Origin of the sequence: Nocardiopsis alba DSM 43377, assembly GCF_000341225.1 — a bacterium.
In the GTDB taxonomy this organism is placed as follows: domain Bacteria; phylum Actinomycetota; class Actinomycetes; order Streptosporangiales; family Streptosporangiaceae; genus Nocardiopsis; species Nocardiopsis alba.
In genome coordinates, this window is record NZ_ANAC01000035.1 from 17438 (window position 1) to 32943 (window position 15506).

General features: G+C 67.9%; 12 protein-coding genes. 3 read left to right on the forward strand and 9 right to left on the reverse strand.

The window, feature by feature from the left end; all coding sequences use genetic code 11:
- Positions 1 to 110 precede the first annotated feature (110 nt).
- The 4 genes from ccsB to D451_RS0125505 form a co-directional block, all read right to left on the reverse strand.
- Positions 111 to 1067 carry a c-type cytochrome biogenesis protein CcsB gene (gene ccsB, locus D451_RS0125490; protein ID WP_051067499.1) on the reverse strand — a complete coding sequence of 319 codons (957 nt, stop codon included), beginning with the start codon at positions 1065 to 1067 and terminating at the stop codon, positions 111 to 113.
- Between the two features lie 347 nt (positions 1068 to 1414).
- On the reverse strand, positions 1415 to 2011 hold the full coding sequence (locus D451_RS0125495) for a TetR/AcrR family transcriptional regulator (RefSeq protein ID WP_036568761.1): 597 nt from the start codon (positions 2009 to 2011) through the stop codon (positions 1415 to 1417).
- Positions 2012 to 2025: 14 nt separating this feature from the next.
- Positions 2026 to 2733: an ABC transporter ATP-binding protein gene (locus D451_RS0125500; protein WP_017536522.1), complete on the reverse strand. Its 708-nt coding sequence runs from the start codon at positions 2731 to 2733 to the stop codon at positions 2026 to 2028.
- Positions 2730 to 3860, reverse strand: a complete 1131-nt coding sequence (locus tag D451_RS0125505) for an ABC transporter permease (RefSeq protein WP_026125370.1) — start codon at positions 3858 to 3860, stop codon at positions 2730 to 2732. The genes D451_RS0125500 and D451_RS0125505 overlap by 4 nt, the downstream gene beginning before the upstream one ends.
- Before the next feature lie 121 nt (positions 3861 to 3981).
- On the opposite strand from D451_RS0125505, the gene D451_RS0125510 reads away from it, so the two are divergent.
- Both D451_RS0125510 and D451_RS0125515 read left to right on the forward strand, forming a co-directional pair.
- Positions 3982 to 4410, forward strand: a complete 429-nt coding sequence (locus D451_RS0125510; protein WP_017536524.1) for a hypothetical protein — start codon at positions 3982 to 3984, stop codon at positions 4408 to 4410.
- A 186-nt stretch (positions 4411 to 4596) separates the two neighbouring features.
- Positions 4597 to 5454, forward strand: a complete 858-nt coding sequence (locus D451_RS0125515) for a hypothetical protein (RefSeq protein WP_017536525.1) — start codon at positions 4597 to 4599, stop codon at positions 5452 to 5454.
- 218 nt (positions 5455 to 5672) lie between these two features.
- Here the strand turns inward: D451_RS0125515 and D451_RS0125520 are convergent, their stop codons facing one another.
- On the reverse strand, positions 5673 to 6335 hold the full coding sequence (locus D451_RS0125520) for a TetR/AcrR family transcriptional regulator (RefSeq protein ID WP_026125372.1): 663 nt from the start codon (positions 6333 to 6335) through the stop codon (positions 5673 to 5675).
- Positions 6336 to 6678: 343 nt separating this feature from the next.
- Here D451_RS0125520 and D451_RS0125525 point away from each other — a divergent pair, with 343 nt between their 5' ends.
- Positions 6679 to 9213: an MMPL family transporter gene (locus D451_RS0125525; RefSeq protein ID WP_017536527.1), complete on the forward strand. Its 2535-nt coding sequence runs from the start codon at positions 6679 to 6681 to the stop codon at positions 9211 to 9213.
- A gap of 139 nt (positions 9214 to 9352) precedes the next feature.
- Here D451_RS0125525 and D451_RS0125530 read toward each other — a convergent pair whose 3' ends face one another.
- The 4 genes from D451_RS0125530 to D451_RS0125545 all read right to left on the reverse strand — a co-directional run bounded on the left by D451_RS0125530 (position 9353) and on the right by D451_RS0125545 (position 14343).
- A complete protein-coding gene (locus D451_RS0125530; RefSeq protein ID WP_017536528.1) occupies positions 9353 to 10549 on the reverse strand; it encodes an MFS transporter in 1197 nt (398 codons plus the stop codon).
- Between the two features lie 131 nt (positions 10550 to 10680).
- The gene (locus D451_RS0125535; protein ID WP_017536529.1) at positions 10681 to 13110 is read right to left on the reverse strand and encodes a tetratricopeptide repeat protein; all 2430 of its coding nucleotides are present in this window, start codon (positions 13108 to 13110) and stop codon (positions 10681 to 10683) included.
- On the reverse strand, positions 13107 to 13499 hold the full coding sequence (locus tag D451_RS0125540; protein WP_017536530.1) for a hypothetical protein: 393 nt from the start codon (positions 13497 to 13499) through the stop codon (positions 13107 to 13109). Before D451_RS0125540 ends, D451_RS0125535 begins: the two co-directional genes overlap by 4 nt.
- A 160-nt stretch (positions 13500 to 13659) precedes the next feature.
- Positions 13660 to 14343 carry a GAP family protein gene (locus D451_RS0125545; RefSeq protein WP_017536531.1) on the reverse strand — a complete coding sequence of 228 codons (684 nt, stop codon included), beginning with the start codon at positions 14341 to 14343 and terminating at the stop codon, positions 13660 to 13662.
- Positions 14344 to 15506: the final 1163 nt, after the last annotated feature.

Sequence of the window (15506 nt, forward strand, 5' to 3'; positions counted from 1 at the left end):
GGACGGTGACACCGGGCGAGAAGACGAGAGGCCATTCCTTCTCCTCATCGCGAGGAAGGACCTCGCGTCACGGACACGCCTTCCCGCGACGCGAGGCCCTCCCGGTCTCCTCAGGCGTAGGAGTGCAGGCCGCTGAACATGTAGTTCACGGCGAAGAAGTTGAACATGACCGTGAGGAAGCCGATCACGTTGATCCAGGTCGCCTTGGGTCCACGCCAGCCGCCGGTGGCGCGGGCGTGCAGGTAGGCGGCGTAGATGACCCAGGAGATGAAGGACCAGACCTCCTTGGGGTCCCAGCCCCAGAAGCGGCCCCAGGCCTCGTCGGCCCAGATGGATCCGGCGATGATGCCGAAGGTCCACAGCGGGAACGCGAAGAGGATGAAGCGGTGCGAGATGCGGTCCAGCAGCTCGGGGCTGGGCAGACGGCCCGCGATACCGGCGACCTTCTCCCCCAGGGCCCGCTTGGCCTCGGCCCGGTGCGAGACCAGATAGGTGATACCGGCGGCCCCCGAGACCATGGAGGCCCCACCCGCGATGTTCACCGCGAGGACGTGGATCGGCACCCAGTAGGACTGGAGCGCGGGGATGAGCGGCCCGGGGTCGACGTAAAGCCAGCGCACACCGATACCGAGCAGGATCAACACCGGTACCAGTACGAACACCCCGAGGAAACGGGCGCGATACCTCCAGGAGGCGTACAGCAGCGAGCCGACCGCCACCAGGCACAGGGTGACGATGAACTCGAACATGTTGCCCCAGGGCCAACGGCCGGCGGCGAGCCCTCGGGTGATCACCTGCGCCAGGCTGAACAGGAAGCCCGCCCCGGTGACGAACAGGGCGATGCGTCCCAGCGTGTTCCTGGGCGCGGTGGTCCTTCGCGCGGCGCGTTCGGTGGTGATCACCTCCGAGGGAGGGCCTTCTTCCGTTCGGTACGCCCTCCGTCTCCAGCGCCGGCTCTCCGCGATCTCGGTGCGGCGGCCGAAGGCGGCCTCCAGCGCGAAGAGGAGGAGGCCGACGGCGTACGTCACCACCATGGTGATGATCAGGGTGTCGCTGATCGAGGCCATGCTCTGTGCGAGCCGATCGGAGATCTCGATGTTCACTTCTTCCTTCTCAGGGGTCGAGGGCACGGCGCGGCTCGAAGTCGGGTGACCGGGAGTACGGTGCGTGTCCCGGAACCTCGACGGGGCCGGTGAGGGCATGCTCGACGCACGCCGATGCCGGCGGTCGGCCGCGCTCGGCCGGGCAGGGTGGACTCACCGACGGCGGGACCGACCCGCGGTCATAGGCCCGCGGTCAGCGGTCGTCGGCGAAAGGAACGTTGGTCGTGGGTGAGGGGCGCAGGGGTCCCCCACGTGCGGGAGGAACGCGACCGCTCACGAAGTCGTCGGGGAGGGACTCAAGGACGGCCCGCTCAGGAGGAGTGCCGGTTCTCCTGCTCCAGGAGGAAGGGACGGAGAATCTCCTCGACCCTGGCCGAGGCCTCCGCCTCCGCGGTTCCGGTCTCGATCATGCGCGATGCCTTGTGGACCACCGCGTTGACCAGCTCCGCCGTGGCCTGCGGGTCCGGGACCCCCAGAGCCTCCAGCGCCTCGGTCAGAGGAGCCGCGAGCTGTTCGTGCATCACACGGCTACGCTCGGCGAACTCGGCACCGGGAGAGGCGGCGGCGAGCGCTCCGGCCACCACGTGCTCTCCGTCGGCCACCAGACGCAGATTGGCCTTGGCGTAGGCGAGGACCCGCAGAGCCGGAGACTCCTCCTTGCCCATCTCTCCCGCCACCATGCGCGACCAGCGAGGGAACAGGTCCTCGACCAGTGCGTCGAGCAGGCCCTGGCGGGAGTCGAAGTACTGGTAGAGGCTGGAGCGGGCCAGACCGACACGGGCCGCGACCCTGCTCAGGGACAGGGCGTCGCCACCGACCTCCGCGAGGATCTCTCGCGCCGCGTCGAGCACGGCCCGGCGCTGATTGGCCTGGTGATCAGCGAGCGTGGCCGCTGTGATCCGAGGCAAGAGCCCCTCCATGCTCATTCCGATAGGCGACCGTCCGTCATCTGGACCGTCCGGTCGCAGTACTCCAGAACGTCGTGGTCGTGGGTGACCATCATCGTAGCCACATCGGAACGTCGAGTCTCCCGCGCGAGCAGCCGGACGATCTCGTGACTGCGGGCCCGGTCCAGCGCCGCCGTCGGTTCGTCCACGAGCAGGACCGTGGGCTCACCCATCAGGGCACGGGCGATCCCGACCCGCTGACGCTCTCCTCCGGAGAGTTGGTGCGGCCTCCGGTCGGCCTTGTCGGCCATACCGACCTCCTCCAGGAGCCGCTGAGGGTCGTGCCCGCGGCCCCCTCGACCCAGATGGGTCATCATGCGCAGTTGATCGGTGGCGGTGAGAGCGCCGAGCAGGTTGCCCGACTGGAACACGAAGCCGATGTGGTCCCGACGGAAACGTGCCCGGGCGCGCCGGGAGAGACCGGTGATGTCCCGTCCACCGGCACGGACGACGCCGGAGTCGGGCACCGTCAGGGCACCGGCGACGGCGAGCAGGCTGGACTTGCCGGCGCCCGAGGGGCCGACCACCGCGACCAGCTCTCCGGGACGGACGGAGATGGAGACGTCGTCCAGGGCCGTGACCGTGGCGTCCCCATCGCCCAGGCGCAGGGTGACGCCTTCGAAAAGGAGTCCTTCGGTGTTCTCGTCGGTGGATTCCGCGTTGGACGCGGCCGTGATGGTCATCGCTGTCCTCCCAGGGCAGCCAGAGGGTCGATCGAGGAAACGCGGACGATGGCGGCCATCGCGCCCAACAGCCCCAGGACGATCAGCAGGACCACCGCCAGAGCGACCGAGGTCCCCTCCAAGAGGAAGGGCACACCCGAACCGGTGATCAGCGATCCGGCCCCCACGCCCACGCCGAGCCCGAGGCCGCAGAACACGGCGAGGATGACGAGGGCCTGTCCGAGCCCGTCGCGCACGAGGTAGCCGGTGGAGGCGCCCATCGCGCGAAGGACGGCCAGCTCGTGTTTGCGCTGGATCGTCCAGACGGTGAAGAAGGCACCGACGACCAGCGCGGAGATCGCGTACAGGAAGGCCTTGATCAGGTTCAGGGTCGAGGTCTCCGCGCTGTACCCGGGAGAGGCGGCGAAGGTCTCCTCCAAGGGCAGGCTCATCGTCCCGGCCTCGTCGTCACCCGTCGAGTGATCGATCCGCGCGTCCGGTTCGGCGCGCAGGGCCACGGCGGTCGCCTCGGTGTAGACGGCGGGGTCGGCCTCCTGCTCCGGGGTGATACCGGCGTAGATCTCCTGCCACGTCTCCAATGGCAGGTAGGCGACGTCGACGTGACCGTAGGTGTGCTTGTCCTCCAGGGCCCCGACGATCTCCAGTTCGGTGCCCAAGCGGTCCACCGTCAGGACATCGCCGATGGCGACGCCGTCCTCGATGGCGCTCTGGGAGACGACCAGGCCATCGCGTCGCCCCAGCCCTTCGCCCTCGGCGGTCTCCGGGGCGAGGAAGGAGTCCTCCTCCACTCCGAAGAGGGCCAGGTCGATGGGCACGTCCTTGTCGCTACGGGCGTTGACGAGCAGGTTGCCGAAGAAGGCGGCCTCCTCCACGCCCGGCCGGTCACGCCACTCCTGGAGCTGTTCCTCGTTCACACGGCTCCGGGAGAAGGCGGAACCGACCTCGGTCTCCTCGTCGAAGGCCAGACCGTGGACGGGAAGGCGCTGTAGGCCCGAGACCCCGTCCTCCACGAGCCCCGAGGACAGCCCCGACAACAGCACCATCAGTACCGCGATCAGGGCGACGACTCCTCCCATCAGCCCGAAGCGGGAACGCGCGAACCATAGTTCGCGCACGGCTAGAAACATGTCGGACCTCTTCGTAGGCATACGAGTACGTCGCTTGCCGACGCACCGTCGGTAAATATACCGACGGTGCGTCGGTAAGTGTGTCGGGGGGTGTCTCAGCGAGTGGACGAACGACCTCATCATGAGCTCGGTGCGCCCCGAACAGTCCGGCCAGGCCGCCGCGGTCAGCGAGACCGCCTACGAGCTCGGCGCCGCGTTCGGCACCGCCATCCTCGGCTCGGTCCTGCTCGGCTTCTACCGCACGGACCTCGCCGACACCGCCCCGGCGGGGCTGCCCGGCGGAGTGCTCGAAGCCGCGCAGGAGACCCTCGCCGGAGCGCTGCTCTACGCACGAGAACTACCGGGCGAACTCGGCGAGGCACTGGCCACGGCCGCCACCGACGCGTTCACGTCCGCGCTCTCGGCGACCGTTCGTTCCCGCCCGAGGTTCAGGAGGAGCTCAACGGTCGACCGAACGTGGAGTTCGGGTCATCCCCGCGTGCACGAGGAGCAGGGTCGATTCCGCCGGGAGGCCCGCAAGGACCCTGTCCGCTGCCGGGAAGCTCGATAGACACCCTGGATCTCAATGCCGTATACGCCTCTGTGATCGGGAGAAGCCCCATGGAAGGATGGCGGGCTCATACCGGGGCCGTCACGCGACCCCGTCCGGTCGATCGACACCACGCGGTGCCGACCGTTCGGGCATCGACAGCAACACTCCACGTGACGCTCCCACCCGGTTCGGGAAGGGAGCACCATGCAGGCCGACGAGGCACCCGCGACCGGGCACGACGATCCCGCGAAGGTGTGGGAGCACACCACGACCGCCGGATCCCCCGGGCTCACACGCCCAACCGACGTGCCCCGGCCGGAGTCGGTCGCTGAGGTCTCGATGTGGGCCGGCAGCGAAGACCTCCGTCGCACGGTGCTCGTTCACGCCCCCGTGTTCTGGGTGCTGCTTCCGGTCCTCGCCCTCATGTTCCTGCTCCATCAGACGATCACCGACCCCACCGGTACCGGCTGGAACATCACCATCAACGGCGAGCACCACGACTCCTGGCCGGCCTGGGTGCCATGGCTCGCCTGGATCGGTGTCGGGGCCTGGCTGCTCATCGCCATCGGCGTGCTGCTCCTGCGGCTGAGCGTTCTCCGAGACCTGCGGGTCGGGAACGAGCGGATCTTCGAGCACGGCGTCGCGCACTCGATCCATCGCGCTTCTGTGGACCACGACGATGGCGAAGCGACATGGGCGACGTACATCGCCCTCGATCACCGGTTGGACGACCGGCGGGCGGCGAGGATCCACGCGGCGTTCGAGCAGTGGCTCCGTCTCTCAGGGTTGCCACCGTCGGCTTCGAAGCCCATCTCCTCGACGACGCTGTTCGGCGCGCAGGCGCGGGGCGGCTACTTCTTCCTCCATCTCCCGGTCTCCCAGGCGGCCGGCTCCACCACCGAGCACGAATGGATGCTCATCACCGAACCGGAGGACGGATCGGGCGAGGTGGTCGTCACGCCTGTGCCGGTGCGGAAGCGCCTGCGGAGGATCCGGAAGAGGCTCCACCGCAAGGCCGCACGGAGGACTTCCTCATCGGCGTGGAGCTCCCCGGCGAGGTGATCCCGCACCGAAGGCTTCACCCGAACGAGGCAGATGGGTGGGTCCGACCGAAGCGCCGAGCCGGACAGGCTGCGTTACTCACCCTGTCCGGGGTTCTCCACCCAAAGGTCGTGCTCTACGGAAGTGATCGGACCTTCGCACCCACCGCGGCGGCCCCTTACTTCACCTCGGGCCAGGGCCGCGGCCATGTGGACACGACCCGCCCCGGCCGCCACGCCTCAGAGGTCGGCTTCCTGCCAGGCGATGGTGGTGAGTTCCGGCAGCGGCCGGTGGGCGAGCTCGTGCGCCTCCTCCGGCGCCATACCCAGCATGCGCAGGAGGTCCTCGGCCACCTGGTCGGTGGCCTCGGCGTCGTCGCGTTCGGGGTGTTCGTGCAGGAGGTTGCCCAGGACCAGCGTCGCCCCGGCCACGATCGTCAGGGACAGCTCGGGGTCGGCGACGGTGAAGCGTCCCGCGTCGGCCCCTGCCTTGATAGCGCGCAGGGCTCGGGGGGCCAGGCCGATCTCGATGTCGATCAGCTGGAGGCCGTAGTCCAGGAGGACGCGGCTCAGCTCCGGTTCCCTGCGGTGGATACGTCCGGTGAGCCGGAAGTTCTGGGCGAAGATCTCCGCCGGGTCATCGATGCCGAGGGTCAGCTCGTCCAAGAGTCGCCCGTGTGCTTCGAAGGCCTCCTCCGAGGCGACCCGCATGAGTTCCTCGCGGCTCTCGAAGTGGTTGTAGAAGGAGCCCATGCCCACGTCGGCGGCCTGGGTGATCTCCAGGATCGGCGCGTGGGGCCTGCCCTCCGCGATGAACCCCTGGGCCGCGCGCACCAGGGCGGCGCGGGTGCGCGCCTTGCGCCGTGCGGTGCGGTTCGGCGCTGTTTCGGGAGTAGCGGGCATGGGTCGACTCTCACTCTCTGACTCGTCCGGCCCAGCCACCCTACCTTCCATCAGAGTTGAGGATTTCCTCAGAATCGGGTGTCCTTCTTCACCCACTCCCCCATGAACTCGTGACCGCACCCCACTCGACCTTCGCAAAGGCGCACAGCCAGGGCATACGAACCGCGAGGTGACGCAGGGAACCGGACAAAGCGAGAGAGGACACACACCCGAGCTTGGGATTCTCGCGAGGCACCTCGTATAGTCTCGCCTGAGCAATGAGTCATAACTGATGAAATCATCAGAATGTGGATCGGGCGCGGAGCCCGGATCCCGATGACGCCCTCCCACAGAAGACGAGACGATGGCGACACTCCTCTATCACCTGGGAAAGTTCTCCTACCGACACCGTTGGCCGGTCCTTCTGGCCTGGGTCGCGCTCGTTGCCCTTCTGGCCACGGCGGCGGTCACCTTCCGCGTGCCGGTGACCGACTCCTTCTCCATCCCCGGGACCGAGTCCCAGGAGACGGTGGACAAGCTCCAGGAGCGCTTCCCCGAACGCAGCGGCGGCCAGGCCACCGTGGTCCTGACCGCTCCCGACGACGAAAGCGTCACCTCACAGGCCTACGAGCAGGCGGTACGCGACACCGCTCGGGAGATCGAGGGCATCGACGGGGTGGAGTCGGTCACCGATCCCTTCGAGCTCTACGAAGAGGGCTACGACGAGGCCCTGCACAGCGATGAGCTGCGCTCCACCCTGGTGGAGTCGGGTATGGAGCAGGCCCGCGCGGACTACGACTCCGAGCTGTCGTCCGCGGAGGACGACGCGGTCGAACAGGCACGGGCCGTCGTCGAGACGCAGTACCCCGAAGGCGCCCCCGGCCGAGAGCAGGCCCTGGAACAGGCCGAGGAGCAGGCGCGCGAACAGGTCGCCGCCCAGGCGCCCGCCTTCGACGAGGACACGGTCCGCCCGCAGGTCGAAGAAGAGGTCGACCGCCGCATCGCCGACGACGACCTGCCCCAGGAGGCCGTCGAGGAGATCGACGACCGGGTCAAACAGGAGATCCCCCTGTTCTCCGAGGACGAGACCACGGCCCTGCTCGCCGTCCAGTTCACCGAGCCCGACGGCAGCGTCGCGCCGGAGACGGTGGACGCCCTGCTCGACAGCGGCACCGAGGCCGAACAGGCCGGCCTGACCGTGGACTTCAGCGGCCAGTCCATCTCCGTGGCCGAGGTCTCCGGCATCCACGGCGGAGAGGGCGTGGGCCTGCTGATCGCCCTGGTCGTGTTGGCCCTCAACTTCGGCGCCGTGGTGGCGGCGGGCATCCCCATCCTGATGGCGCTGGCCGGTTCCGGCGCGGGTATGGCCCTGCTCTACGCGCTCTCTCAGGTCCTGAACCTGACCAGTACCGCCCCGCTGCTGGCGCTGATGCTCGGGCTGGCCGTGGGCATCGACTACAGCCTGTTCATCCTCGCCCGCCACCGTCACCAGATCCTGGAGGGCATGGACCCGGAGGAGTCCACCGGCCGGGCCATCGGCACGGCCGGAAGCGCCGTCGTCTTCGCCGGGGTCACGGTGGTGATCGCCCTGCTCGGCCTGGCCATCGTCCGGATCCCGTTCCTGACGGTCATGGGTATGGCCGCGGCCATGACCGTGACCTTCTCGGTCCTGGTGGCCATCACGCTGCTGCCCGCCGTCCTGGGTCTGCTCGGCACGAAGGTGGGCTCCGGTCGTATCCCCGGTCTGGGCGCTCGCGCCGAACGGGCCCTGACCGCCGAGTCGACTCTGGGCTCACGTTGGGCCGCCGCCGTCACACGACGCCCGCTGATCACCACGCTCTCCGTGCTGATCGTGCTGGGCTTGGCCCTGCTCCCGCTCCAGGACATGAGGCTGGGGCTGCCCACCGACAAGTCCAGCGCTCCCGAGAGCACCCAGCACCAGGCCTACGACACCGTCACCGACAAGTTCGGCGAGGGCTACAACGCGTCACTGCTGGTCGTGGTGGAGTCCGACGACACCGGTGCCGCCGACCGGGTTCGGGAGGACCTGGAAGGGCTCGACGGCGTGACGGCCGTGCAGCCGCCCGTCCACAACGACGCCGAGGACACGGCCATGATCGTGGTGGTCCCCGATGAGGGCCCCTCCGCGGAGGCGACCGAGGGCCTGCTGCACGACATCCGTGACGCGCGCCAGGACTGGGAGTCCGACACCGACTCCACGATCACCGTCACCGGAGCCACCGCGACCAGCATCGACACCTCGGAGCGCATCGCCGAGGCCATGCCGCTCTTCCTCTCGGTCGTGGTGGGTCTGGCCCTGGTCCTGCTGATGCTGGTCTTCCGCTCCGTTCTCGTGCCGATCAAGGCCGCCCTCGGCTTCGTGCTGAGCATGGGCGCGGCCCTCGGCGCGACCGTCGCGGTGTTCCAGTGGGGCTACGGCAGTGATCTGCTGGGGGTCACACCGACCGACACCCTGCTGTCGTTCCTGCCCATCGTGCTCATCGGCACCCTGTTCGGTCTGGCCATGGACTACGAGGTCTTCCTGGTCAGCCGGATGCGCGAGGACTTCGTGCACGGGAGCGACGCGAGGCGGGCCGTCGTCACCGGCTTCCGGTCCAGCGCCCGCGTGGTGGTGTCCGCGGCCGTCATCATGATCTCGGTGTTCGCGTCGTTCGTCTTCAGCGACAACACCACGATCCAGCCGGTGGCCTTCGCCCTGACGATCGGTGTCCTGGTGGACGCCTTCCTGGTCAGGATGACCCTCGTGCCGGCCGTGATGGCGCTCTTCGGCAAGGCCGCCTGGTGGCTTCCCCGGTGGATGGAGCGCGTGCTGCCCAACGTGGACATCGAAGGCGAGAACCTCCGAACCGAGGTGCCGGAGCACGGAAGCGGCCGTTAGCCCCGCTGCCTGTGGCGCCTCATGTGAGGCAGCGCCACGGAGTAAGAGACAGGCCCGTGCCGGTCACCGTACCGATGGTGACCGGCGCGGCCCTATGTGCAACCGACCATCGAGCACTTGGGATCCGCCAGAGCAGCGGCTACCTGTGGCGGACGGATCGACTGACCAAGGGGAGGAGTGCGGCCACTGCGAAGAGAACCCCGCCCACGGCCGCGGCGGTCTGGTAGCCGACCATGGCACCGACGATGACCGCCGTCATTTGAGCCAGCGGGATCCCGATATACGCGCCCAGATCGTCGTAGGCCGCCACACGAGAGAGCATCGCGTTGGGCACGTGGGTCTGTAGCGCCGTGTCCCACACGATTCCGCAGTAGGCGGCGGCCAGTCCCCCGACGAAGGCTGCACCGGCCAGAAGCGGCAGCTCCTGCGTGATTCCGAGCGCGAACAGCGGAAGGCCCGCCAGGCTCATGACGGCCAGCGCCGAGGCGACCCTTCGCCGACCGGCGAAGCGGACGAGGTACACACTCGCCACGACCAGGCCGACGGCTTTGGCGCCGAGGACGATCCCCCACCCTGAAGCTCCGATCGAATCGGAGGCGAGGATGGGGCCGAGTATCTGCCAGATGCCGGTCTGTAGAACGTTCATCAGCAGGAACGCGGTCGTGACCGTCCAGATCCACGTGGTGCTCGAAAAGTACGACCAGCCCTCCTTCAGGTCCCGCAGGAGGGAGGAGCGCTCTTCGGCGGGTCTCGGTGGGCCGAGGTCGAGCCGCCCCATCATCCACGCGGCGAACAGGAAGGCCGCGCCGTCGATCGCCAGGGCCAGACTGCCGCTGGAAGCAGCGACCAGGAGCCCCGCCACCACGGGCCCTCCGATCTGCGCGCCGTTCCGGGCGGTCTTCAGCAGCGAGTTGGCCCGCGTCAGTCGGTCCGCAGGCACGATCTCGGGCAGCACCCCGCGAAGCGCGGGGGTCGTGAAGGCGCCGGCGACGCCGTTGAGCACGGCCACGGGCACGATCGCGTAGACCGGAGCGGGACCGAACAGCAGGGCGGCCGTGCACAACTGGGTCAGGCCGGTCGTGGCGTTGGACCACCGCAGAACCCGGCCTCGGTCGAACCGGTCGGCCACGGCCCCTCCGACCAGGGTCAAGAGGATCAGCGGGACCATCTGTGCCGCCAGGACGTATCCCAGAGCCTGCTGTCCGCCGTCTTTCTGTAGTACGCCGAAGGCCAGCGCCACCGGCGTCATCGATCGTCCCGCCAGTGATACGAGGGAGCCGAGGAAGAAGGTTCGAAAGCGGCGATTGTGGAGAAGCCACTCGCCGTTCATCGGCATCACGTTGTTCCACCTCGGAGAGGAGAAGTCTTTTCACTGGATGCCGGTTCTCGCGAAGGCCGTCCCAAGACCCGGCGGTAGCCGAGGTGGAAACAGGTGGCGGAGTCGGATCTGGGGACAGTAACCTCCCGTCAGGTCGGCTCATCCGTGCCGGGCTCTTGCTGGATCCGCGCAAGCAATTCTCGGAATATATCTACCCAGCCCTCGCTCCCAGAAGCCTCGAACAGATCAACCACCCGCCTCACATTATTAACCGGCTGACCGTCGCCACTAATTGCTAGTTGGATATTCTTCCACGCCATTTTCTGATGACTGGCATCACCGATCTTCCCATATAGGCCAAGCGCTCGAGCATAAGCCTTGATCGCTTCAGGAAATCGGCGCATCTCATGCAAGGATGCACCAATATTATTCCACGTGCCCGCTTCTTTCTGAACATCACCCACAGAGTGGAATACCTTACATGCGAGCACATAGGCGTCGATCGCTTTCGTAAACTGACACACCCTTTGGTGAACTGCACCTATGTTGTTCAACGCCCCCGCTTGGCCGTGAGCATCACCGATCTGCTGATATAGGTCGCGTGCGCGAGCGTGAGCTTTAACCGCTTCCTCGAATCGATACAACCGCTGCAGGGCTCCGCCGAGGTTGTTCCATGTCTGCGCTTCTCCGTGAGTATCACCCAGTTGTTGGTAACAATCACGTGCGTAGGCGTGAGCCTCGACTGCCTCCTCGAACCGGTTTACCGCTTGCAGGGAGGCGCCAAGGTTGTTCCACGCCGTAGCTCCTTTCTGGACGTCACCCGCTTGCTGGTGAAAGTCACGTGCGCGAATGTGGGCCTCAACCGCCTCCTCGAACCTGCTCACCTGACGCAGCACGTTGCCGAGGTTGTTCCACACCATCGCTTCTTTACGGGCGTCCCCCGTAGCGTGGAAAGCTTTGCGGGCGCGGGTGTAGGCATCGATTGCCTCATTGAACTGCCAGGTCTCTCGCAGCGCCAATCCAAGGTTGTTCCACGCTGACGCTTCCTTGGCCTGGTCACCGAGGGCTAAGGCGGTAATTTGGGCAGAGCGTGAAACCTTTTCCCAGTCTTCGAAGTGTCGCCCTCGGTCCATGTACCGACTCAGGTACAAGGGCAAAGCGATGGCAGCTTCGGTGTGTTCGAAATCGGGAGCAGCCAAGACCGCGGCCACCAGGACGGCGCGCTCGCTATCCAACCATTCAAGCGCCGCACTCCGGTCGGGGAAAAAGTCAAAAGTCGGTTCCCCCGGCAGGGCCCACAGGTGGCTGTCCGCAGCAGCGGTGACGGCAGTGTAGTAATCCAGAAGCCGCCCCAGTGCCCGGTCTCGTTCGGCGGGCGGGTCGGGGTGGTGGCGGGCGTAGTCCGCGAGCAGGTCGTGGACCCCCCATCGCCCGGGGGCCGGCTGGGTGAGCAGGTGCGCGGCAGCCAGCTCCTCCAGTACCTCTTCGACCTCCTCGAAGGGCAGGTCGGTCAAGACAGCGGCCGAGGCCGTGCTCAGGGTAGGGCCCGGGGTGGAGGCCACGAGCAGGAACACCTCGGCCTCGCCCCGGTCCAGGTGCTCCAGGGAGGTGTCGAAGATCGCCCGTAGCGCCCGCTCCTTCCCGACCCTACGATCGGGGTCGGCGAGCTTGTCGACTCGCGACGCGGCCTTCTCCAGCCGGTCCGCCATCCGGTCCGGGGTCAGGCGGGGGTTGCGCTTGAGGTAGGCGGCGGCGATCTCCAACGCCAATGGCAGGCGTCCGCACAGCTCGGTCAGGCGGCCCAGCCCCGCCTCGTCCTCGGCGCGCGGGTCTTCGGGGGTGTGCGAGGTCAGCTCGGCGGCCAACAGCGTGAGGGCCCCGTCGAGATCGAGGACGTCCAGGTCCACGTGACGGGCCCCGGCCAGGGAGTGCAGGCCCCCGCGGCTGGTCGCCACCAGCTTGTGTCCGCCCGGCCCGGGCAGGAGGGGCCTCACTTGAGCGGCGGTATTGGCGTTGTCCGCCACCACCAGAACCGGACGCCCCTGGTCATCGGCCCTCGCGAGAGCGGCCAGCGCGGAACGGTAGAAGGAGGACCGCTCCGTCTCCCCCACGGGAATGTCCTCCGGGTCCACCCCCATCTGGCGCAACAGCACATCCAAGGCCGCGTGCGCGGACAGGGGTTCGGACCCCGGGGTGTAACCGCGTAGATCCACGAACAGCTCGGCGCAGAACCACCCCTTGTGGTGGGCGATCGCTCCGGCGGCCAGGGCCAGGGCGGTCTTACCGACCCCGCCCATCCCCGCCAGAGCCGAGACCACCACGCCCGAGGAGGCGTTCTCCCCCTGGGGAAGATCGGTGCGCGTGCCGTCTTCGGAGGCCGGGGCCAGTTCACCGAGCAGCGCTTCCAGGTCCGCAATACGCCCCACCAGCCTGGTCGGGGGCGGGGGCAGGGAGAACAGGGCGGTTGGCAGTGGTCGGGGCAGGTTCACCACCTGCCCGATGACGTCGCCACCGGCGACGATCCACCGCATGTCGATATGGGTCGTGGGCACCTGGGAGAAGGTGTCCTCGCCGCTCACCGGGGCGGCCTGCGGCGCGCCTGTGTGGTCTTCTTGCCGACCACGTCCTTACCGGCCCGGATACCGCGCATGCGGATCCGGTCTCCGGAGGACGCCGTCTCAGGGCCGGCCTTACCCGTGACCGACCCCTGTGCCCGCACCCGATCCATCTCGATCGAGTCACCTTCGGCGTCTTCGCCACCGTCGTGCGAGGGTGCGTCCGAGCGCGACGTCCACACGGTCATGACCAGAGCCGCCGCGGCCACCGCGAGAGACGCGATACCCGCGACCTGGTTGAGCTCGTTCAACCCCCAGTCCAGGTCGGGGAAGAGCCGGGGGATCGCCCAGAACCCGGCGAGCACCAGCGCGACCGTACCCAAGGCCGACGCCCAGATCTTCTTACGTCCCATGGGGGCGATTGTCCCCTAATGGCCGGTGTTGTGGGTCGGTTCGGCCGAAAACGGTCACTCCGGCCGGTGATCATTCCCGGTCCGCTCGAACAGGCCCAGTGCCCGCCCCTCGGTGTCACGTTCCCGACGCGCCCGCGCCACGGTTCCGCCGCCTCTGTTCTCAGCCGAGCAGGGTACCGAGTCCCTTCGCGGCGAAGACACCGCCGAAGACGAACAGCACGGTCATGGTGACGGTGTCGTTGTTGGCGATCAGCCACGTGTGCGCCTTCTCCAGGGTACGCGTGCCTCGCTCCCCCGACACCGTGACGGCGAGGAGCGGCACGAGCAGGCCCAGGCTGCCCAGCACCGCGAAGAACAGGGCGGCCACGGCGCTCCCGCCCGGTTGGAGTCCGAAGGCGGCGATGGCCGCGCCGCCACCCAGGATCATCGCCAGGCTCTTGGGGTTGGCCCCGGCCAGCAGCAGCGCCAGTCCCACGACCTTGCCGGTGTTCATGGAGTCGATGGCGGTCAGCCAGGCGGGAGGCTCGGGTGACCCGCCCTCTGGGCGTCCGAGGCGTTCACGCAAGCTCTTGACCGCCAACAGCAGCAACAGCAGGCCCAGCAGCAGCTGTACCCAGCCCACCCAGGTCGGGGACTCCCCGGAGCCGGTGGTGTCGCCAGCCCCCGCTATGAGCGCCACCACGAGGGAGAGCACGAGGATCACGACCGCCCAGGCGAGGACGAACACCAGGGCCTTGCCCCGGCCGCCCTTGGCCATGAGCAGCAGGATGACGGCCACGATCGGCAGCGGCGCGGCGATGAGTCCCAATGCGAACGGTAGGACCTGCGCGAGTGCGTTGAGCATGGTTCTTCTCCGGGATCGTTCGTCGAACGCGACCTTCTTCGATGTCCGCACTCCGAGACACACGGGCACGAGCGCGTCGGAGCGAACACGGATCCCGCGCCGAGGTCGGGCGCGGCTCCGGGGCGTTGCCGGGAGGGGCAATGGGGGGGGGGAGAAGGGAGCCGTGCGGGAGCGGGCTACCGGGAAGAGCTCCGCGACCGCCGTGTTCCGCACGGTTTCCGACCGGCGGCGGAACGACCGTGCGGAGGGCGGGGAGGAGAGGTTCGCGCCGGGCGTGCCGGTCGGGATACCCGTGACCATCCCTGCCATGAGGCCTCCCGCCTTCCGGCGGTCCGCGCGGAGCCGGTCGTGCGGCCTCGGAGCCCCACCACGTGAAGTCACTGAAGGTCTTCCCCGGTGAGGGAACCCCCGGATCCCGATCCGGTACGGAACACCCTAAGAAAACCCCGAGGTCGGGGCCGGCCGTTACGAAGCGACGCGGACGTGAGGAGCGATGAGCCCGACAGAGCGGACAGCGGGGACGGCAAGGACGTTCTGAGCGACCGCCCTTCGATGGGCACGACCGTGCCGGGACAGCAGCGGCAGTGCCATCGGCCTCCCCGAGCTACGGCCGACGTGTGTCCTCACCGTGTGCCGGGGTGGCTCCGCCCTGCCCTGGTGGAGCCACCCCGGTGCAACGCCGGATACGGGGCCGGGGCCTCATCGCCGGCGCCTGCCACCCAGACCCGCAACACGGCCGAGGGACGACCTCTGGTTCTGGATGGGCGACCGGTGGGGCCAGGTCTGCGCGGACCGCCGCACTCGACATCCCGGGGAGGCCCAGAACCCACCGCGCTTCGGTCAGGCTCCACCGGTCGTTCTCGAACCCTCCCCCGCCGGAGGGGCCTCACGAACACTCACTCTTACGAGATATAAGCGAACGCGGGAGTGAATCCGAATTCAGGGCGGTGATTGTTTTCGATATTCCACATCAGCATATCCAACCTGCACCCCTCGTAGGCGTACGCGAATCCGTAGCCATTGAACGGACCCTTGATATCAGCGAAAACAACATCATACACTCTCTGAAGCACCACCTCTGGACCCATTACGTGGAACTTTACTCCACTGAGGTTTTCTCAACGAAGATCATTTCCATCGCCGGTTGAGGACCAGAGTCGCAC